The organism is Pseudomonas sp. NFPP28 (assembly GCF_900115535.1).
In the GTDB taxonomy this organism is placed as follows: domain Bacteria; phylum Pseudomonadota; class Gammaproteobacteria; order Pseudomonadales; family Pseudomonadaceae; genus Aquipseudomonas; species Aquipseudomonas extremorientalis.
In genome coordinates this window covers 396,228-413,374 of record NZ_FOWT01000005.1, presented here as the reverse complement: position 1 = coordinate 413,374, position 17,147 = coordinate 396,228, and the positions used below count along the sequence as shown (strand labels likewise).

The window sequence follows — 17,147 nt, the reverse complement described above, 5'->3', positions numbered from 1 at the left end:
ATTTGAATTGAATATGGCCACTGACCGATTGGGTGATATGCGTTTGTTTGTCGAGGCGGCAGCACTCGGCAGCCTGTCTGCCGCAGGGCGCAAACTGGCGCTGTCGCCAGCCGCGGCCAGCGCGCGCCTTATCAAGCTTGAGGCGGCGCTGCGCACCAAATTGTTTGATCGCACAACGCGTCAGTTGCGCCTTACGGAAGAAGGTCGGTTTTACTTGCAGCAGTGCTGGGTCGCATTGCGGGCTATTGATGAGGCGGAAGCGGGGCTTCAAGCCAGTCAAACTGAGGTGCGTGGCAAGGTACGGATATCCGCGTCTGCCGATTTTGGCCGCAATCTTTTGAATGACTGGCTTGAGGCATTCAGTAAGTTGCACCCGGAACTGTCCGTTGCGCTGACGTTGTCGGATTCGGTGTCGAATCTGCTGCAGGACGATATTGATCTGGCAATCCGGTTTGGGCAGCCACATGAAAGCTCGATGATCGCCAGGCAGTTGGCGCCCAACTGGCGAGTACTGTGCGCTTCGCCTGACTATCTGGCGCGATACGGCGAACCGCAGACCCCTGCTGACCTGGTTAACCACAAGTTCATCGTGCTGGTGACTGGCGCAGGGCCCTTGAACACCTTTCACTTTGTGGTGGACGGTCAGGCATGGAACTACACCGTACCTATGAGCCAGGCATGGGAAACCAATGATGGCGCACTCGCGCGTGCATGGGCGTTGGCCGGGCATGGCATTGCACGCAAGACCATCTGGGATGCGGCAGCCGATATCTGTGCTGGACGACTGAACGTCCTGTTGCCTGACTTTTGTGTCCCAGAGGCCGGCGTCTACGCGGTGCTACATGGCAACCGTTACCGGGTTCCCCGCGTGCGTGTATTGCTGGACTTCCTTATCGAACAGTTCGATTGCGCAACCGATCAGTTGTTGTCAGGCCTTGAAATGCCTGATGCCAGGAGGCTGTAAGCCACGCGATCTTACGAGGAGGGATTGAGGGGGAGAACAGGGAGTTGATGTGCGGATAACTGATTGATGTACCACCGGGTGTCTACCCTTGCTTTTTGCTCTTGTTCCGAATTTTTGCACGGACTGCTTATTTTTCAAGGTGACCGGATTGTTTATAAAACTATTCCTTGGTGCCTCTTCACATGACGCACACAACAAGGCGCTAAATTAAATTCAGTTGAAGTTTTTCTTAGGCTGACTTCGCATTTTTTAACGCATGTTCAGCGAATGTTCAGAATGCCACGGCGAGTTGCCGGGTTGAATGAATACAGTGTGCGGCCTTTACAACTCTTCACTTTTCCAATCTGGAACGCCTGAAAAGCAAAGTGCTAGTCTGCGCTTTTTTCAGGGACGGCAAGGTCGCATGAATAAGCTAAAGGAAGTGGCTGTAAAAAAGCCCTGTTCATTTATTTTTGTGGTCGCGTTTATTGTATTGGCTGTCCTGCAATACAAGCCCGCCGTGCTCAATTACACCACGCGCTTTGTCGACTTTGCCCAATATATGCTTGCGCACGGCGTCACGCTGTTTCCAATCGCCGAAGATCTGCAGCCTTACCCCGATTACACGGTGATCAATACACTCCTGGTTTATCTGGTGTCCTTGCCGTTTGGCCGTGTCTCCATTCTGTCGATGGGCGTGCCTTTTTGCGTCGCTGCCGCGTTGATGTTGGTGTTCATTTATAAATTGGGGGCTTTGCATGAGAAGAAGTGGGGCGCCTACGGGGTGGTGTTTGCGCTGTTCACCTGGTCATTTCTGGACGGCGTGAACTCCCTGGCGCTGGATGTGTACCCGGCACTTTTTACGGTGGTGTGCTTTTACCTGGCCTACGCGGGCGAGGTGCACCAACAGCGTTATCGGTTGCCGCTGGTACTCGCGGGCCTGGCACTGGGCTTTGCGTTTCGTGGCCCGATCGGCCTGATCGGACCTGCCAGTGTCGTCGCCTCTTATTACCTGTTGAGCCGGCAGTGGCGCATGCTGGTGGTGTTCTCATTATTGGCGGGCCTGGTCCTGGCCACGGGTATCGCGGTGCTGACCTGGGCGGCCTATGTGCAGGGCGGCGTTGCTTTTCTGCAAGAGGTTTTGATCATGCAAGGACTCGGGCGGTTCGGCAGTGATCACGCGCCCCGTTATTACTTCTACTTTTCGGCAGGCTTGCTGACCTACGGTGTCACCGCCTTGATTGCAGTGAGTGTGATCATCAGGAAGGGCAAACACTTTTTCGACAGTACGCCTCATGCCGCCACGAACATGCTCCTGTACCTCACCGGCTGGCTCCTTGTGATCATTGTGCTGTTCACGATTCCAAGTTCGAAAAAGGCGCGTTACATACTGTCGATCACGCCAGCTATTTCGTTGTTGGCGGCCTATGTCTTCGTGGACCGCAGTGAAATGTTTGCAAACACCCGGAAAAAACTGCTTGGGTTCTGCCTGGAGTTGCCGCTGATAGGCCTCGTGATGCTGTTACTTGCCTATGGGTACAGTTTGTATGCGGTGACCCCGCTGCAGCCCAACTACCTCGGTGCCTGCCTGGGTCTGATTACGCTAGTCGCCGTGCGGCCCTGGTTGGAATCACGTTTTCACGGGCATCCCCATCGTGAGTTCGTCATCTTTTCTTTCGGGGCTGTCACCTTTCTCATACTGGATATGTTTTTCTTCAATTGCGTTACTTACCATCTGGAGTTGGCCCATGAGCCGACGCCTAAATTCCTGCCTTATTGGTTCTGGTGAACAGTGGGCATGCAAAACATCGGCAACCGCTCCAGCATCCACGTCAACAATTCCTGAGCGGGCGCCGCAAGCGGTCTTGAGGCCTTCACCAACAGCTTGGCCTCCACCCCCAGCAACAGCGGATGGTCGATCAGCACCGACGCCAGCTCGCCGTTTTCAATTTCTCGATAGGCCGCGAACTCCCCGGCCAGCGAGGCAAAGCCGCCAGTGGCAACCAGGCGCTTGAGTGCCGCCAGGGAGTTGCTGACCAGGGTCGGGCGTACTTCGATCTTCTCGGCGTATTCCAGCAGGGTGATGGCATGGCCAATACCAAATGTGGTCGGCGTCAGCACCAATGGGCATTCCAACACCTCCGTCACGGTCGCCATGGTGCCACGCACCGCCAGTGGATGGTCCGGGCGCACCAGCAACATCACCGGCTGCAGCGAGGCGGCGCGGTAGTCGATGTGTGGATGGGGCGGCGGGTTATAGGCCAGGCCGATATGCGCACGGTTTTCGGCGACTTCGTTGAGCACATCGTCCACCGGCAGGATGTCCAGGGTGACTTCAAGCCTGGGGTATTGCTTGCTGAAAGGCGCGAGCACGTTGTCGACCAGCGCATCCACATAGCCTTCGCTGATCACCACCCGCACATGGCCTTGCTGCAGGCCCTTGATGGCTTGCAACTGGTCTTCGAGTTTTTCCTGGTGCGAGCGATAGCCGCGCCAGAACTCCAGCAGATGCGCCGCCGCCTCGGTGGGCTGAACGCCACGGGCCTGGCGCTCGAACAGCTTGGCGCCCAATTCCTCTTCCAGCAGCTTGATCTGGCGGGTGATCACCGAGGGCGAGGTGTTGATGCTGTCCGCCGCCCCCCTGATCGAACCGTGCACCAGCACTTCGTGGAAGTAGCGAAGACGTTGTTGATTGATCTCACGCATGAAGGATGACCCGCTCCAGAAGTTGTGTTGCCTGCAGAGCAACGCTAAGTGAACTTAGTTGCTCTTGCTGCTTATCGTGGGCCGGCGCACCCTGAATTGGCAAGTACGCAGACCCACAAAAACAACTGGAGACTCGTATGCCAACCTCCCTGGCACCGGCAGAAAGTGCAGCCATTTCTGCCCTCTACCACAAGCTCAACTGGCGGCTGTTGCCGCTGTTGTTCATCGGCTATGTCTTTGCGTACCTGGACCGCATCAACGTGGGCTTTGCCAAGCTGCAGATGCAAAGCGACCTGGGCTTGTCCGATGCTGCCTACGGCGCCGGCGCGGGGATTTTCTTTATCGGCTACGTGCTGTTCGAACTGCCCAGCACCCTGATGCTGCCCCGCATCGGTGCGCGTAAAACCTTTAGCAGGATCCTTGTGCTGTGGGGCATTACCTCGGCGTGCATGTTGTTTGTACGGGACGTGCCGACGTTCTATGCGATGCGTTTTCTGCTCGGCGTATTCGAAGCCGGGTTCGCTCCCGGCATGATCTATTACCTGTCGCGTTGGTACGGCCCGAACCGCATGGCGCGGGCGATTGCCATTGTGTTTATCGCCGGTCCCATGGGCGGCATTCTGGGCGGACCCTTGTCGGCCTGGCTCATCACCACGCTTGCCGGTGTCAGCGGTCTGGCCGGCTGGCAATGGATGTTTTTGATTGAAGGCTTGCCCTGTGTATTGCTCGGCGTGCTCATGTACGTCGTGCTGTCCGACCGGCCCGCCGATGCGCCTTGGCTGAATGAGGCGGAAAAACAGCTGTTGGAAACCGAACTGGGCACGGCGAATGCCCGCAGCCATTCGTTCCGTGCGGTACTGCGCGACCCTAAGCTGTATGTCCTGGCCTCGGCATACTTCTGCATCATCTTCTCGATCTACGCCATGAGTTTCTGGCTGCCGGCGATCATCAAGACCCTGGGCCTGCAAGACACCCAGCAAGTGGGCTGGTATGCCGCCATGCCCTATGTCGGGGCGGCACTGGGCATGTACTGGATCGGGCGCCGCTCGGACCGCCTGGGCGAGCGCCGGCTGCACTGCGCCGTCCCGGCGGCCACCGGTGCGCTCCTGCTGATGCTCTATCCCCTGGCGGGCGGCCACCTGGTGGGGTCGATGATCGTGCTGACCCTGTCGATCAGCATGATGTTCATGGCCTACACCGTGTTGTGGGCGATGCCCTCCGAGCACATCAAGGGCGACGCGGCCGCAGGCGGCATTGCCTTGATCAACACCATCGGCCTGTCCGGTGGTTTCTGGGGCCCGGCCATGATCGGCTGGGCCAAAACCGCCACGGGCAGCTTGAACACGGGGGTCGTTGCCGTGGGCTGCGTGTTCCTGTGCGCGGCGTTCGTGATCATCGCGACCAAACCGCGAACGCGCACCGGCTCGGCGGGCATATACAGCGCGGGTCGAGTGGCCCGCCATCATTGAAAACCCTGAGGAACCCAAGATGCTTCTATACCTGTCGACCTGGGCCGAGATCGGCCACTTTCTCGAGCGCAGCCGCACCATCGTCATCCCCATCGGCTCCAACGAACAGCACGGGCCGACCGGGCTGCTCGGCACCGACTGGATGTGCCCCGAGATCATTGCGTGCCAGGCGCAAAAAAGCGCCGATATCCTGATCGCGCCGACCTTCAATATCGGCATGGCCCAGCACCATATCGGCTTCCCCGGCACGATCTCATTGCGGCCCTCGACGTTCATTGCCGCGATCAGCGATTGGGTGCATTCGCTGGCGGCCCATGGCTTTGAAAAGATCCTGTTTCTCAATGGCCATGGCGGCAACGTCGCGTCCATTGAAGCGGCGTTTTCCGAGCTGTATGCCGAAGCCAGCTTTGCCCGTCGCCCGGCGGGGTTCGCCCTGAAGTTATGCAACTGGTGGGACCTGGAAGGCGTGGGCGAACTGGCCAAGGCGCAGTTCCCCACCGGCCACGGCATCCATGCCACGCCGTCCGAGATCGCCGTGACCCAATGGGCCTACCCGGACTCGATCAAAACCGCCGACTACTCACCCCGGATCGCGCCGTGGGGGCCGATCCGCGAGGCCTTCGACTTCCGCGCCCGCCACGTCGACGGGCGCATGGGCTCGGACCCGGCGCAGGCCTCGCCGGAGAAAGGGCGAGACCTGGTGATGATGGCGGCACAGGGCTTGATTCGCGAAGTCGAGGCGTTCAGTTGCGAGCCAATAGCTCAATGAGCGATACCTGAGTCCTTGCCGGGCACCATGTCCCTGGCCTGCACCCACAACACCGCATCCTGCGACAGCGGCTTGCCCTTGTGGGTCTTGGTCGCGCCGATGTCGAGCGCGGCAATGCCCCACCAACCGGCGCGGGGCAGGCCCAGGGTCACGATGCCCTGGGCGTCCGCGTAGGTGCTCTGAGCGTTGAATGAAGCTTGCGGCGCGGTGACGTAGGCTGCCTGGCCGAAGCTATTCTGCTCGATATCGACGGCATGGTTGAGGTATTCGATTTCGACTTCGGCGAACGGCACCGGTTTTCCATCGGCCAGTACCACGGCGCGGAACACGCCACCCGTCCAGTTTGCGTAGGGTTTGCTCAGCGGCTGGATCTCCACCGGCAAGCCCTGCGGCTCGGCCCAGTCGCCGGGGACGCCGCCGACGTTGACGATCAGCTTGGTGAACTGTTGGATGTACAGGCCTTCCTCGGCTTCCAGGTAAGGTTCGGGTTCGAGGACGAAAATATGGTCGCCCAGCGAGCGCATCAACTCCCGCGGGATTGAAGCACGATAGGCCGTCGCCTGGTTGTCGCGGCTCTGCCACTGCACCGGCCGCAGGTATTGGCGCAGGTCGATGGTCTTGCTGCCGTGGGCGCTCACCTGGCTGAACGCCCGGGGCTTGTCCATCACCAGGGTGGGACCACCGGAAAAGGGGTGGGTGAACACCAGCGCAAACTCCAGCTTATCGCCGCGCTGTGGCGCCGTGTCTTCGACGTAGAGCATCTGGAAGTGGGCCTGGGCGGCACAGGCCACGCAGCCGAAAGTGGCGCCGGCGAGGGTTTGGAACAGTCGTCGTGTGAAGGTCATGGTCTGTTTCACCTGGAAATGTCGGCGGACTGGATCGTCGCGTCATGGTTGTCGCCACCCAGGAACAACACGGTGTAGTCGCCTGCGGGGGCCTGGAACGTATAGGTGTTGTCCGCGCCGATGCTGCCTTCGAGCAGCAGCTTGTTGCGGGCATCCTGGACACGGATTTTTCTCCCGACGGCGGAGCTGCCGTCGGTGTAGCCGGCCTCGCATTTCACCTGGTCATCGTGTTCGAGGTAGCAGTCGAACACCGGGCCATGGGCGAAGGCCGCCTGGCAGCACGACAGGGCTGCTGTCATCAGTATCAAACGGGTTGGACCCAAGGGTTTCATGAGCGCTCCACAGTCAAGGGTGTTGCAGGGGGGCGAAGGCCGCCAGCAGGGCGTCCAGGTTCGAACTCAGCAGGGCCTCGTAGCCGTTGCTTGCATCGGCGCCGGTGTCCAGGAGCACCAGGTGTGCGCCACCGTCTTCGATGGCCTTGGCGATCCTGGTGTCCGGCGCCCACTTGTGCACGACGACGCGAATGTCACGCTCGCGCAGGTAGCGGGTCAGCGCAGCACAGTCAGCGTCGCTCCAATCGATGTCCTGCCGCACGAACCAGCCGTCGACATAAATGCCGAACTCGCCGAACAGGTAGATGAATTCGTCGGCCAACGACAGCACGCGCAGGTCCGGCACCGCCAGCAGCCGGGCGCCGTAGTCGGCCTTCAGTCGGCGCAAGCGGCTGTCGAGTGCGGTGAGGTTGCGCTCTATGCGTGGCGCGTCTACGGGAGACAAGCGTTCCAGGTCGGCCGCGATCAGCGCCGACATGCGCATGGCGTTGACGGGGCCGAGCCAGGCATAGGGTGACAGGCCGTCGTCGGCCACTTGCGCGCCCGCCCAGGGCACGTCGTTTGGCGGCACGCGGGCCACGGCCACGCCGGGCTTGATGGCGTCCCAGGAATGTGACGCGTCGATCTCGACGATCCGCAGGTTGTGGCGACGGGCCGCAGCATACAAAGGATCGGCACGCCACAGGCTGCTCAAGGTGACCACCGCCGTCGCCTGCTCGAACACACTGGCGTCCAGGCGTGACAGCGCATTGGCCTGGCTTTGCAGGGACACCGCCGCATCGGGCGGCACACGCACCACCTCAAAGCGAGTGCCGTCGCCGAGTGCCGAGGTGAGTGCATACAGCGCCGGCAACGCCACCAGCACCTGGTCCGCCTGGGCCAGCAACGGGCTGCCCAGCAGTACCGCCAACAGCGCCAGTCTTGGGCGGCACGTAGCATTCAGCCATTTCATACGCTGGCCCCTCTGAACCGGGCCGTGGTCGCCCGAATGACGGTGGTGACGACGAACACCAGTGCCGCAACGATCACGATGGCGCCGCCCGTGGGCACGGGAATGTGGAACTGCATCGGCGCCAGGATGCCGACCACGCAGGAAAACGTCGCGATCAACACGGCGCGGGTTACCAGTGCCGGCAGTGAATGGCTGATGTTGCGGGCCGCCGCTGCCGGTATCAGCAACAGCGCTTCGACGAGCACGGCGCCGATGATTTTCAGGCAGGCCACTGTGACCAGGGTGACCAGCACCACGAACAGGTAGTCGACACTGCGCACCCGCACGCCGCGCGCATGGGCCAGGCTTGGGTTGAGGCTGGCCAGCAGCATGCCGTTGTACAGCGGCAGCCCGATCAGCGCGCAGATCGCGGTGACTACCAGCAACACGTTCATGTCGGTGTGGTCCACCGCCAGGATGGAGCCGAACAGCACGCTCTCCATCACATGGGTGTTGATCTTCGCCGACACGAACAGCAGCAGCGAGGCGCCCATTGCCAGCGAGATCGACAGGAACACGCCGATCAGCGTGTCATTGGCCAGCGTGGTGCGATGCTGGGTGTACTTGAGCGTCAGGGCGAACAGCAGGCAGAAGCCGAACATCGAAAAGTAAGGCGAGGTGTAGGACTCGCCGATCAGCACGCCAATGGCCACGCCGGTCATCGCTGCGTTGCCCACCGATTGGCTGAAGAACGCCATGCGCTTGATCATTACCATCGAGCCGAGCACGCCCAGCAGCGGCCCGATCAGCACCGCGCAGAGCAATGCGTTGATCACGAACTCGTACTCGAAGGGTTGCGGCAGCACGCCCGTCGCAGCGAGCGCCTGGAGGTGCTCGCGAATGAAGTCGTACAGCGCGTTCATCGCACGTTCTCCCATTGGGCGGGGCTGCCATGGAACGACACCCGTTGATTGATCACCGTGACCGATTGCGCAACGCGCCTCACTTGTTCCAGGTCGTGGTTGATCCACAGGATGGTGACGCCTCGGTCGTGCAGTTCGGCGACCAACGCCTCCACCAGGCGCACGCCGGGTTCATCGATGCCGGCGGTCGGCTCGTCGAGGATCAAGAGCCAAGGCACCGGGCTGATCGCCTGGGCCAGCAACACACGCTGGCGCTGGCCTCCGGACAGACTGCCGAAGGGCTTCGCGCCCATCGCCGCCACGCCGGTACGCGCGAGGGCCGCAGCCCTGAGTGCCTTGGCTGCGCGGCTGGAACCCAGGAAGGCCGGTCGGCGTTGGCCGAGCATGGCCATCACGTCGTTGACGGTCATCGGCACATTGCGGTCGAAGTCCAGCAGCTGCGGGACATAGCCCAGTGGCGTCGTGATCTCGCCCTCCAGCCGTACCGACCCCGAATGCGGCATCTGGCCCAGCAGTGTGCGCACCAGTGAAGTCTTGCCGCCGCCGTTGGGGCCGACCAGGCAATGCAGGGCGCCGGCCTCGACCCGGAAACTCACGGCATCGAGCACCCGGGTGCCGCCCAGTTGCAGGGACACGTTGTCAAACACGATGGCAGGTCCACGCATCACGGGGTGCTCCTGGCTGGCTGGGTGAACTCAATGGCCTGGGCCAGGGTTTCGAGGTTCTCGGCCATGGCCACCTCGAACTCGTCCGCGCTATAGGCGTTGCCGGTGATGTGCGACAGCGCGAAGACCTTCACGCCGGTGGCGGCTTCGATCGGCTTGGCCAGGTCGAGGGAGAAGTTCTTCTCGGCAAACAGTACGCGCACGTTGGCGCGCTTGATGGCCTCGATGGTGTTGGCCAACTGGCGTGCCGTCGGGGCCACGCCATGGCGTGGTTCAATCACCGCGCTGACGAACAGGCCGAACTCCTGCATCAGGTAGTCGTAGCCGGCATGGGTGGTCGCGCAACGGAACGCCGAGAGGTCCAGCGCGGCGAAGCGGGTCATGAAGCGCGCGCGCAACTCGCGGATCCGCGCGGCATACGCCAGGGCATTGTGGCGGTACGTCGCTGCGTTGTCCGGGTCCAGTTCGCCCAGCCGGCGGGCGATCTCGAACACCTGCTGGATCGCCGCGGTGGTGGACACGAACGTGTGTGGGTTGACCACCTTGACCCCGCTCTGGTCGCCCGCGATGGGAATCAGGGCCACCGATGCATTGGCCTGGATGATCGGCAACGTCGCCGTGCGCCCGGCGGCCTTTACGATCTGGAAAGCCCATTCATCGTGGCCGATGCCGTTGACCACCAGCACATCCAGGTTCATCGCCCGGGTGATGTCGTCGGGTTGCGGCTGGTAGTTGTGCGGGTTCGCCTCGGGCGGGATCAGCGCAATGACCTGCGCCCGGTCACCGACGATGTTCGCCACGAAACTGTAGTAGGGGTGGAGCGTGACGCCGATCCTGAGCGGTTTGCCCGAGGCGGTCGCGGTGCCTGCGAGTGCAACCACAGGCATCAGCATCAACAGCGCAAGGCATCTGCGCCACCGTGACGGGCGTTGGGTAGCGTTAGTCATGGCTGGGTTCCTTTGACACGTTCGACTTCGCTGGTGCCGTCGTATGGAATGACCTGTCGCCAGCCATCGCCGACCAGTGACTCGGGCTTGACGATGCCAGGGTAGGGCGCGTTCGGGTCGGGATGGACCCAGATCGTCGCTTGGTTGGCCCACATCACACCGGCGTGGGCGTGACCGATGACCAGCAGGTAGGCGCTCTGGCCCGTGGCGCGGCCGCCAGCGCCGTAGTACACCGTGGCACCCTGGCCCTGGGTGGCTTGCGACACCTGGTTGGCGCTCGGGTCCGCCGGTGCATGGGCGTCGCCGGAAAGCCCGTGGGCCTGGTGGGTACCCGGCAAAATCAACTGCCATTGCACCTCGCCATGGGTCTTCCAGAAACCATCGCGGTAGAAGGGCGGCAACAGCAGCTTTTGCGCATGCTCCAAGGTGATCCAGCCGCCCGTGTCGTTGTTGAACCAGATGATTTCCTCGCCGGCCGGCAACAGCGCGCTATGGATCGCCTGGTCGACTGCGCCCAGACCGTCGAAGGAGCGCACCTGCCAGCTCAAGGGGATGGGCGGGCCGGCTTTCTGCGGGCGCAGGGTCACATAGCCGGCCACGCCGGCGATCACGGCCAGGGTCGCCAACAGCAGCGCCAGCGACTCCCAGCGCCCGGAGCGCGGGCGCACCACCGTGATTGCATCGCTCAGGCTGGCCATCAGAGAAACGCAATCCAGCGGCCGAGGAAAATCACCCCTGCCCACAGCGCCAGTGAACTGAAACCCGCCACGCGTGCCTGGCTGGGCGGCGGTAGCGTGGTGTCCCATTCGCCGATGCGGCGAAAGGCGCCCAGGTGGAACACCCCCATGTTCAGCCCGGCCAGCACCAGCAGGCCCATCTTCCACAGGAACGCGGTGTTCTGCACATAGGTCGTGCCATTGGCGCAGAACATCAGCAGGCCGGTCATCACGCACACCACGAACGCGACCCAGGTGTAGGGCAGCAGATCCTGGATCAGCTTCAGCGCACTGCGCCGATGGGAGGCCACGCCCAGCAGGCGCAGGTCCACCACGGCGATGGTGCCGTAGACGATGGCGATGCCGATCACATGCACCGATTCAAGCAATGGGAAGACCGAGCCCGACTCACGGATGAACGCGGCGACGGGAGTGTCCTGGAGGGTTTGCAGCAGCGGTTGGATGTCCATGGCGAGTACCTCAAGGCTTGGGTTGAAAACGCTTAGATCGTGTAGGCGATCCAGCGACCGCAAATGATCACCGCGCACCACAGGCCGATCGACAGCCAGGCCAGTGCCTTGATGGGGCGCGTTTCGCGTTCATCGGGGGCTCGCAGCAGTGGGCGCCGCAGGAGTAACGTCAGGGTGAACGCCGTCACCACCAGGACCATCTTCAGCCAGAACGTGGTGTTGACGAGTACCCGGTCGGGCTCGGCGATGATCATGATCAGCCCGGTGAAGAGCAGGACCATGAGGGCGTTGCGCATCCACGGGTAGTAGCGGCGCACCACACCCCGCAAGGGCTCGTCCGTGGCGAGCACCCCGGCCAGGCGCAGGTCGCTGACCAGCGCCGAGCCGAACAGCACGGTGATGGCGATGATATGAATGCTCTGGACCGTGGGGATGACCCAGAGGACGTCACGGATGGCGGTGCTCAAGGGCGTCGCATAGAGCCAGGCAATGATGAGTGACGATGACATCGGCGTACCTTCCTCGTGGGGTTAGAAGTCTTGGGGCGTGGCGATCGGGCGCAGGCCCGCCGCATCGTCTGGAAGCAGGTAGCCTTCCTTGACCGACTGGGCCTTGGCCTCTTCGAATTTCTGGGCGTAGCGGTTGAAGTTTCCATAGCGCCGGCCAAGCACGTCCTTCGCATAAGGCACCTTGGTGTCGTAGATCAGCCCGCAGCCGGTCTCCTGGTCGGTGAGGTAAGTCGCGCTGGGCACCTGCACCCACGGCGGGCGCACGCCGCCCAGCAGGTTGCCGGTGGAGGGCGCGCGCGCAGCGGCTTTGCCGTCACGCACCACCCGGGACGCACGGGGCATGGGGGTGCCCTCGCGCACCCATTGATCCATGCGCTCGAACAGCGCCGACACCACCAGTTCCACCGGTTCGTCGTACAGCGTCTGGCAACGTGGGTCGTCGCCCTTGCCGACATCGGCGGCGAACCGTTCGGTATGCTGCGTGCCGAGGTCGGCCAGGCGCAGGTGGGGCATGCCGGTGACTTCGTAGTAGCGCACCTGCGGGCTGTCGGTGTCCGGCGGCAGGGGGATGCCTTCGAGCACGTCATGCATCAGTTCGGACTGGCTGTAGACGGTCACGAACGGCACGCCCTCGGGCATCCGGCGTGGCAGCCGGATCACGTCGCCACCGACTTCGCCATAGGCCATGCGGCCGGTCATGTAGGCATCGATCAGTGGTGTGTCGTCGGGCATGCGCCATTGCTGGTGGCGGCCCTGGTCGAGGTAGTCCATCCAGACCTGGGCGGTCACCGCCCAGCTGTTCACATACACGCGCTGTACGGCGAAGCCGGCCAGTGGACCTTGTGTCGCCGGGGTCTTGAGCAGCAACGCGAGTTGCGCGCCGATGCCCTGGGATTGCGGCACGAACGGGTCGGGCGCGTTGCCCCGGGTGAAACGTTGCGGGTCGTAATAGGTACCCAGCGGTGCGTACCGTGCGAAGTCGAAGCGGCGCATGAACTCGAAGTTCACGATCCGCCCGTACTGGGTAATCCCATCGGCCTCGGCCGCCGGGGTGTCCGCGATGAACTTCGGATCAACGGCCGGCTGGTTGAGGTTCAGGGTGTACCCGACAAACGCATAGCCGCGCCGCAGCAGGTAGTCACGGGTCAGGATCCAGCCGGCACCGCGCTCGCCGAACCAACTGAACGGCTCGATCACCACGGTGCCGTTGAACCGCGCCGGGTCCGTTGGCTTACGCACCAGGATGCGCGTGGTGTAAGGCGCCTCCAGCAGGGTTTGACCCGCTGCGGTAATGGCCGGGGCGACGCCTTGCAGGTAAAACTCTTCCTCGGTGTAGCCGTACCTGTCGAGGTCGCTGTATTCGGTGCCGGGACGCCTGGCCGACGACAGCGGCAACTGGCCCGACGGCGGGATGGCAATCGCCGTGGGCATGCGTGGCACTTCTGCCCACGCGTTTGCCGTGAGGGCCAGCGATAGCAGCATGCCGCCGAGGATTATCGAGCGTTCCATGCGGTCAACCTCACTCAAGGCTGAGGGACGCCTTGCCCTCGCTGTCGATCACGATCTGGTTGTTTTCGCAGACGTACTCCTGGATGGCGTAGCTGGAGCGTTTGTACTCGAAGGTGAAGCGATAGGGCGTGGCAAGCACCTGCGGGTCTTCGATCAGCACCTGGTCTTCCAGGCGGTCCGGCCCGCGCAGGCGGATGCGTTCGGTGATCTTCATGTCCGGGCCGTGGGGCACGTCATAGAACCGCACATCCGTACGCACCCGCTGGGTCTCCACCACCAGGGTGTCGCCTTCCCAGTGCCCACGGGAATGGCCCTGGTAGAGCGGGTCGAGCTTTTCCTTGGGCGGCATGGCCTGGTTCAAGCGGATGCGGCGGACCTGTTGCAGGTACTCGCCGAGCACGATCACGTCCTGGTCGTCGTGGATGATCTGGATCGGGAACAGCGCCGCCATCAGTGTCGGCATGCCCTCGGGCAGGCACCGCGAGCTGGTGGTGGCCAGCGGCGTCCCGGCTTCGTTGGCCGCCGCCTGTTTCTTCTTGAGTGCGGCGTATTCGGCGGCGTAGGGCGCCTTGAGGTCCATCGGCCCGCCCGGGTGCACAGGGTCGTCCGGGTTCTCGCCGAACCAGTCGTCCGGGGTTCTTTCCCAGGTGCCGCTGATGTCGGGGCGGTGTTTATTCGGTGTTGTCGCGGCGTTGCCGATGCCGGCGCAGGTCACAAGGACCACGGCCAGGGCGAGCAAGGTTCGTGTCGGTTTCATGGGGTGTCTCCACGCGGCGGATCGATGCAGTTCGGATGTCGTGGCGCAGGGCAGGGGCGATCTATCCGCCGCCCGAGAGCACCACGTCGCCGATCTTGATCTCGACAAGGAGCCCGCCGGGTTCACCGTTTTTCAGGGGCTTGAAGGACACCTCGGCAATGTCGCCGGCCTTGATCGAGTCCGCGCTCCAGCCGGTGCGTTGCAAGGCGTTGACGCTGCCGGTCTCGATCTTGTAGCGCTGGGGCGGTGGCCCGTCGGCATCGAGGTAAAGGGTGATGTGGGGGTTGGTCCAGGCGAAGCGCTCCACCACGCCCTTGACCGTGACCGTGCGGGTCTGGTCGAACAAGGCGAACGAATGGTGGGCGGTGGCGACCGACGACAGCACGCTGCAGGCAGTGAGAGTCAGCAGACACAGCGCCTGACGGAACAGCGGGGAGGGGGATGAAACGCTCATGACGGGTGCCTCGGTTTTTTTATGGTTCTTATGGGCCCAGCATAGGGGGATGGCGTTCTCGGGCCGTAGCCCAAAACGGCAACCAATGAGGGAGGAGGGGGGAATGTTTTGAGCAGCCTCGCACATGCTGATTTGGGTTACCGCCTGCACGCCGCAATCGGAACACTCGTGTCTCGCCTCATAAATATAAAAACAGGAGAGACGTCATGCGCACACCCCCCTATGCCCCCCTGCTTTCGCTGGTTGCACTCTGTGCCTTCGAGCCGCAGGCCCACGCCTACACGCTCTATAACGAAGACGACGGCGGCACGCTGTTGAACGCGGAACTGGGCGCCGGCTTTGGCTGGTTCGGCAGCACCCGCAACTACCTCGGCGACCCGCAGAAGGCGCCCGGCAGCATGCGTTGGCAGGAAGGCTATGCCAAATATGGCCTCAACGGCTCGACGGACAAGCTCATCGCCGGGTCGGTCTACGGCGGGTTCAGCCTGCTCAGCTCCGGCACCTGGGGCGATGGCGACACCGGTGCGATCACTGCCGGCAACGAGCGCCGCACCGCGGTGGAAGATGCCTTCCTGGGCTGGCGCTCAGGTGACCTGGTGCCCGCCCTGGGCCAGGACGGCGTCGACTTTTCCTTCGGCCGCCAGCTGGTGACGGTGGACGGTTTCCTGATCACCGACGATGGCTTCAACCCCGGCAATGCCTTCAGTCCCATCGAGGGGGTGCGTGACGGGCGCTTCAACCGTGGCGGCGCGTTCTACCTGGGCCAGCGCCTGGCGTTCGGCAACACGGCGGTGCTCAAGTTGGGTGGCAAGGATGGCCTTCACGGCAGCCTGATCTGGCTGAAATCGGATAACCCCGGACAGTCCAAGACCGAAGTGGCGGCCGCCACGGTTGACTACACCACACCCCTCGGCTCCATCGGCTCTACCTACGTTCGCGGCCTGGATGTGGAGGAGCGCTACGCCTTCGGTGATCGGCTCGAGCGCAAGGGCATGAACATCTACAGCCTGCGCGGGCAGGGTAATGCCGGGATCGAGAATGCCGACTTCGCCTTCGAAGTGGCGCGCCAGGAAAAACGTTCCGGCTCGCAGCGGGCGATGTTCTTCGACGCGGGCTATACCTTCGCCGACGTCAAATGGCAGCCGACCGTGAGTTATCGCTATTCGCGTTATTCCGAAGGCTGGGATTTCCTGTTCCAGGGTGGCTACCGCAAACGCTACCAAGGTGAGATAGCGACGAATTACGCCGGTTCCGTGACCTCGAACATGCGGATCAACGATGTGCTGCTCTCCGTCCGGCCCACCGATAAATTGACCCTCAATGCGATGGCCTTCGATTACCACCAGCTTTCCCGCAAGCAGGACCAGGATTTCAGCGCCCGCGAGGTCGACCTGTTCCTGGACTGGATGGTGACGGATAACATCACGCTGTCACCGCTGATCGGCTTCTACAAACCCGAGAAGTGGTTGGGCAATGGCGGTCTGCAAAGTGGCAGTGCGTCGACCAACACCTACATGCAGTTCATTGTCTGGGTGACGTTCTAGAAGGGAAGGGCGTCGGCGCCTGGCGCCGACGCCTGGTTGTTTCAGAGCATGCGGCGCAGCACGTCGTTGCGCGGGTCTTTGTCGTAGAAGCGGTGCTTGAGCGCCCCTGCGATGTGCAACACGATCAGCACCAGCAGGGTATAGGCGAGTGTTTTGTGCAGCCATTGGAACACCACGAACCAGTCGTCATTCTTCGGCAACAACTCGGGCAGGTTGACCCCGAAAAAGAACACACCGTCGCTCATGGTGAAGGTGCTCGACATGGAGTAGCCCATCAGCGGCACGATCACCAGCAGCGCATACATCGCACGTTGGGTCAGCCGGGATAACACCTGTTCGTAGCGTTCCAGGGTTTGCAGCGGTTGCGGAATATTCGGAGTGCGCAAGCGCACGGCGATCTGGGTCAACACCAGCAGGAACGCCAGCACCCCAAAGGATTTGTGCCAGGGGTAATAGAGCTCGAATTTGCTCGCCACTTCATCATTCATACCGGTCATGTGCCAGCCGGCCCACAGCAGGCCGACGACGAGCACAGCGCGCACCCAGTGCAGCAGGCGCAGGGATGTTGGATAACGATCGATTATGGTTGGGTTTTCTGGGTTCATCGCGGTCTCTCCAACGATCATCAAAAATGCACCTTTGAGTGAGCCACCCTGGC

Annotated in this window: 19 protein-coding genes; 5 read left to right on the top strand and 14 right to left on the bottom strand. The window is 62.3% G+C overall.

Annotation, left to right across the window (positions count from 1 at the left end; all coding sequences use genetic code 11):
- Window positions 1-13 precede the first annotated feature (13 nt).
- Both BM110_RS15680 and BM110_RS15675 read left to right on the top strand, forming a co-directional pair.
- Window positions 14-964: a LysR family transcriptional regulator gene (locus tag BM110_RS15680; RefSeq protein ID WP_093513780.1), complete on the top strand. Its 951-nt coding sequence runs from the start codon at window positions 14-16 to the stop codon at window positions 962-964.
- Window positions 965-1,367: 403 nt separating this feature from the next.
- Window positions 1,368-2,732 carry an ArnT family glycosyltransferase gene (locus tag BM110_RS15675; RefSeq protein ID WP_093513779.1) on the top strand — a complete coding sequence of 455 codons (1,365 nt, stop codon included), beginning with the start codon at window positions 1,368-1,370 and terminating at the stop codon, window positions 2,730-2,732.
- On the opposite strand, the gene BM110_RS15670 is transcribed toward BM110_RS15675, so the two are convergent.
- Window positions 2,717-3,649, bottom strand: a complete 933-nt coding sequence (locus BM110_RS15670; protein WP_093513778.1) for a LysR family transcriptional regulator — start codon at window positions 3,647-3,649, stop codon at window positions 2,717-2,719. The genes BM110_RS15675 and BM110_RS15670 overlap by 16 nt on opposite strands.
- A gap of 137 nt (window positions 3,650-3,786) precedes the next feature.
- Here BM110_RS15670 and BM110_RS15665 point away from each other — a divergent pair, with 137 nt between their 5' ends.
- On the top strand, window positions 3,787-5,118 hold the full coding sequence (locus BM110_RS15665) for an MFS transporter (protein WP_093513777.1): 1,332 nt from the start codon (window positions 3,787-3,789) through the stop codon (window positions 5,116-5,118).
- A gap of 19 nt (window positions 5,119-5,137) precedes the next feature.
- On the top strand, window positions 5,138-5,887 hold the full coding sequence (locus tag BM110_RS15660; protein WP_093513776.1) for a creatininase family protein: 750 nt from the start codon (window positions 5,138-5,140) through the stop codon (window positions 5,885-5,887).
- On the opposite strand, the gene BM110_RS15655 is transcribed toward BM110_RS15660, so the two are convergent.
- From BM110_RS15655 to BM110_RS15600, 12 genes are all read right to left on the bottom strand, one after another.
- Complete coding sequence (locus BM110_RS15655) at window positions 5,881-6,732, bottom strand: DUF4198 domain-containing protein (protein WP_071489627.1); 852 nt, start codon at window positions 6,730-6,732, stop codon at window positions 5,881-5,883. The genes BM110_RS15660 and BM110_RS15655 overlap by 7 nt on opposite strands.
- 8 nt (window positions 6,733-6,740) lie before the next feature.
- On the bottom strand, window positions 6,741-7,064 hold the full coding sequence (locus BM110_RS15650; protein ID WP_071489626.1) for a hypothetical protein: 324 nt from the start codon (window positions 7,062-7,064) through the stop codon (window positions 6,741-6,743).
- 13 nt (window positions 7,065-7,077) lie between these two features.
- Entirely contained in the window at window positions 7,078-8,016 is a 939-nt protein-coding gene (locus BM110_RS15645) for a metal ABC transporter solute-binding protein, Zn/Mn family (RefSeq protein ID WP_256575422.1), read from the bottom strand.
- On the bottom strand, window positions 8,013-8,918 hold the full coding sequence (locus BM110_RS15640) for a metal ABC transporter permease (RefSeq protein ID WP_092249810.1): 906 nt from the start codon (window positions 8,916-8,918) through the stop codon (window positions 8,013-8,015). The genes BM110_RS15645 and BM110_RS15640 overlap by 4 nt, the downstream gene beginning before the upstream one ends.
- Window positions 8,915-9,583: a metal ABC transporter ATP-binding protein gene (locus BM110_RS15635; protein WP_093513775.1), complete on the bottom strand. Its 669-nt coding sequence runs from the start codon at window positions 9,581-9,583 to the stop codon at window positions 8,915-8,917. The genes BM110_RS15640 and BM110_RS15635 overlap by 4 nt, the downstream gene beginning before the upstream one ends.
- A complete protein-coding gene (locus BM110_RS15630; RefSeq protein WP_093513774.1) occupies window positions 9,583-10,530 on the bottom strand; it encodes a metal ABC transporter solute-binding protein, Zn/Mn family in 948 nt (315 codons plus the stop codon). The genes BM110_RS15635 and BM110_RS15630 overlap by 1 nt, the downstream gene beginning before the upstream one ends.
- The gene (locus BM110_RS15625; protein ID WP_093513773.1) at window positions 10,527-11,228 is read right to left on the bottom strand and encodes a DUF6162 family protein; all 702 of its coding nucleotides are present in this window, start codon (window positions 11,226-11,228) and stop codon (window positions 10,527-10,529) included. The genes BM110_RS15630 and BM110_RS15625 overlap by 4 nt, the downstream gene beginning before the upstream one ends.
- Window positions 11,228-11,716: a DUF6644 family protein gene (locus tag BM110_RS15620; protein WP_071489621.1), complete on the bottom strand. Its 489-nt coding sequence runs from the start codon at window positions 11,714-11,716 to the stop codon at window positions 11,228-11,230. Before BM110_RS15620 ends, BM110_RS15625 begins: the two co-directional genes overlap by 1 nt.
- Before the next feature lie 32 nt (window positions 11,717-11,748).
- Window positions 11,749-12,225 (bottom strand): DUF6644 family protein, encoded by a 477-nt coding sequence (locus tag BM110_RS15615; RefSeq protein ID WP_092249822.1) that lies wholly within the window; start codon window positions 12,223-12,225, stop codon window positions 11,749-11,751.
- 21 nt (window positions 12,226-12,246) lie between these two features.
- Window positions 12,247-13,734: an alpha/beta hydrolase domain-containing protein gene (locus tag BM110_RS15610; RefSeq protein WP_092249825.1), complete on the bottom strand. Its 1,488-nt coding sequence runs from the start codon at window positions 13,732-13,734 to the stop codon at window positions 12,247-12,249.
- Between the two features lie 10 nt (window positions 13,735-13,744).
- On the bottom strand, window positions 13,745-14,491 hold the full coding sequence (locus BM110_RS15605; protein WP_071489619.1) for a hypothetical protein: 747 nt from the start codon (window positions 14,489-14,491) through the stop codon (window positions 13,745-13,747).
- A gap of 61 nt (window positions 14,492-14,552) precedes the next feature.
- Window positions 14,553-14,945, bottom strand: a complete 393-nt coding sequence (locus BM110_RS15600; RefSeq protein WP_071489618.1) for a DUF6152 family protein — start codon at window positions 14,943-14,945, stop codon at window positions 14,553-14,555.
- 206 nt (window positions 14,946-15,151) lie between these two features.
- On the opposite strand from BM110_RS15600, the gene BM110_RS15595 reads away from it, so the two are divergent.
- On the top strand, window positions 15,152-16,489 hold the full coding sequence (locus BM110_RS15595) for an alginate export family protein (RefSeq protein WP_093513772.1): 1,338 nt from the start codon (window positions 15,152-15,154) through the stop codon (window positions 16,487-16,489).
- Between the two features lie 41 nt (window positions 16,490-16,530).
- Here BM110_RS15595 and BM110_RS15590 read toward each other — a convergent pair whose 3' ends face one another.
- Window positions 16,531-17,094: a cytochrome b gene (locus BM110_RS15590; RefSeq protein WP_092249831.1), complete on the bottom strand. Its 564-nt coding sequence runs from the start codon at window positions 17,092-17,094 to the stop codon at window positions 16,531-16,533.
- Window positions 17,095-17,147 lie beyond the last annotated feature (53 nt).

What these genes read in the sequence shown, in the direction of transcription:
- BM110_RS15680 (WP_093513780.1), top strand. Translation starts at nt 14, where the DNA reads ATGGCCACTGACCGATTGGGTGATATGCGTTTGTTTGTCGAGGCGGCA.
- BM110_RS15675 (WP_093513779.1), top strand. Translation starts at nt 1,368, where the DNA reads ATGAATAAGCTAAAGGAAGTGGCTGTAAAAAAGCCCTGTTCATTTATT.
- BM110_RS15670 (WP_093513778.1), bottom strand. Translation starts at nt 3,649, where the DNA reads ATGCGTGAGATCAATCAACAACGTCTTCGCTACTTCCACGAAGTGCTG.
- BM110_RS15665 (WP_093513777.1), top strand. Translation starts at nt 3,787, where the DNA reads ATGCCAACCTCCCTGGCACCGGCAGAAAGTGCAGCCATTTCTGCCCTC.
- BM110_RS15660 (WP_093513776.1), top strand. Translation starts at nt 5,138, where the DNA reads ATGCTTCTATACCTGTCGACCTGGGCCGAGATCGGCCACTTTCTCGAG.
- BM110_RS15655 (WP_071489627.1), bottom strand. Translation starts at nt 6,732, where the DNA reads ATGACCTTCACACGACGACTGTTCCAAACCCTCGCCGGCGCCACTTTC.
- BM110_RS15650 (WP_071489626.1), bottom strand. Translation starts at nt 7,064, where the DNA reads ATGAAACCCTTGGGTCCAACCCGTTTGATACTGATGACAGCAGCCCTG.
- BM110_RS15645 (WP_256575422.1), bottom strand. Translation starts at nt 8,016, where the DNA reads ATGAAATGGCTGAATGCTACGTGCCGCCCAAGACTGGCGCTGTTGGCG.
- BM110_RS15640 (WP_092249810.1), bottom strand. Translation starts at nt 8,918, where the DNA reads ATGAACGCGCTGTACGACTTCATTCGCGAGCACCTCCAGGCGCTCGCT.
- BM110_RS15635 (WP_093513775.1), bottom strand. Translation starts at nt 9,583, where the DNA reads ATGCGTGGACCTGCCATCGTGTTTGACAACGTGTCCCTGCAACTGGGC.
- BM110_RS15630 (WP_093513774.1), bottom strand. Translation starts at nt 10,530, where the DNA reads ATGACTAACGCTACCCAACGCCCGTCACGGTGGCGCAGATGCCTTGCG.
- BM110_RS15625 (WP_093513773.1), bottom strand. Translation starts at nt 11,228, where the DNA reads ATGGCCAGCCTGAGCGATGCAATCACGGTGGTGCGCCCGCGCTCCGGG.
- BM110_RS15620 (WP_071489621.1), bottom strand. Translation starts at nt 11,716, where the DNA reads ATGGACATCCAACCGCTGCTGCAAACCCTCCAGGACACTCCCGTCGCC.
- BM110_RS15615 (WP_092249822.1), bottom strand. Translation starts at nt 12,225, where the DNA reads ATGTCATCGTCACTCATCATTGCCTGGCTCTATGCGACGCCCTTGAGC.
- BM110_RS15610 (WP_092249825.1), bottom strand. Translation starts at nt 13,734, where the DNA reads ATGGAACGCTCGATAATCCTCGGCGGCATGCTGCTATCGCTGGCCCTC.
- BM110_RS15605 (WP_071489619.1), bottom strand. Translation starts at nt 14,491, where the DNA reads ATGAAACCGACACGAACCTTGCTCGCCCTGGCCGTGGTCCTTGTGACC.
- BM110_RS15600 (WP_071489618.1), bottom strand. Translation starts at nt 14,945, where the DNA reads ATGAGCGTTTCATCCCCCTCCCCGCTGTTCCGTCAGGCGCTGTGTCTG.
- BM110_RS15595 (WP_093513772.1), top strand. Translation starts at nt 15,152, where the DNA reads ATGCGCACACCCCCCTATGCCCCCCTGCTTTCGCTGGTTGCACTCTGT.
- BM110_RS15590 (WP_092249831.1), bottom strand. Translation starts at nt 17,094, where the DNA reads ATGAACCCAGAAAACCCAACCATAATCGATCGTTATCCAACATCCCTG.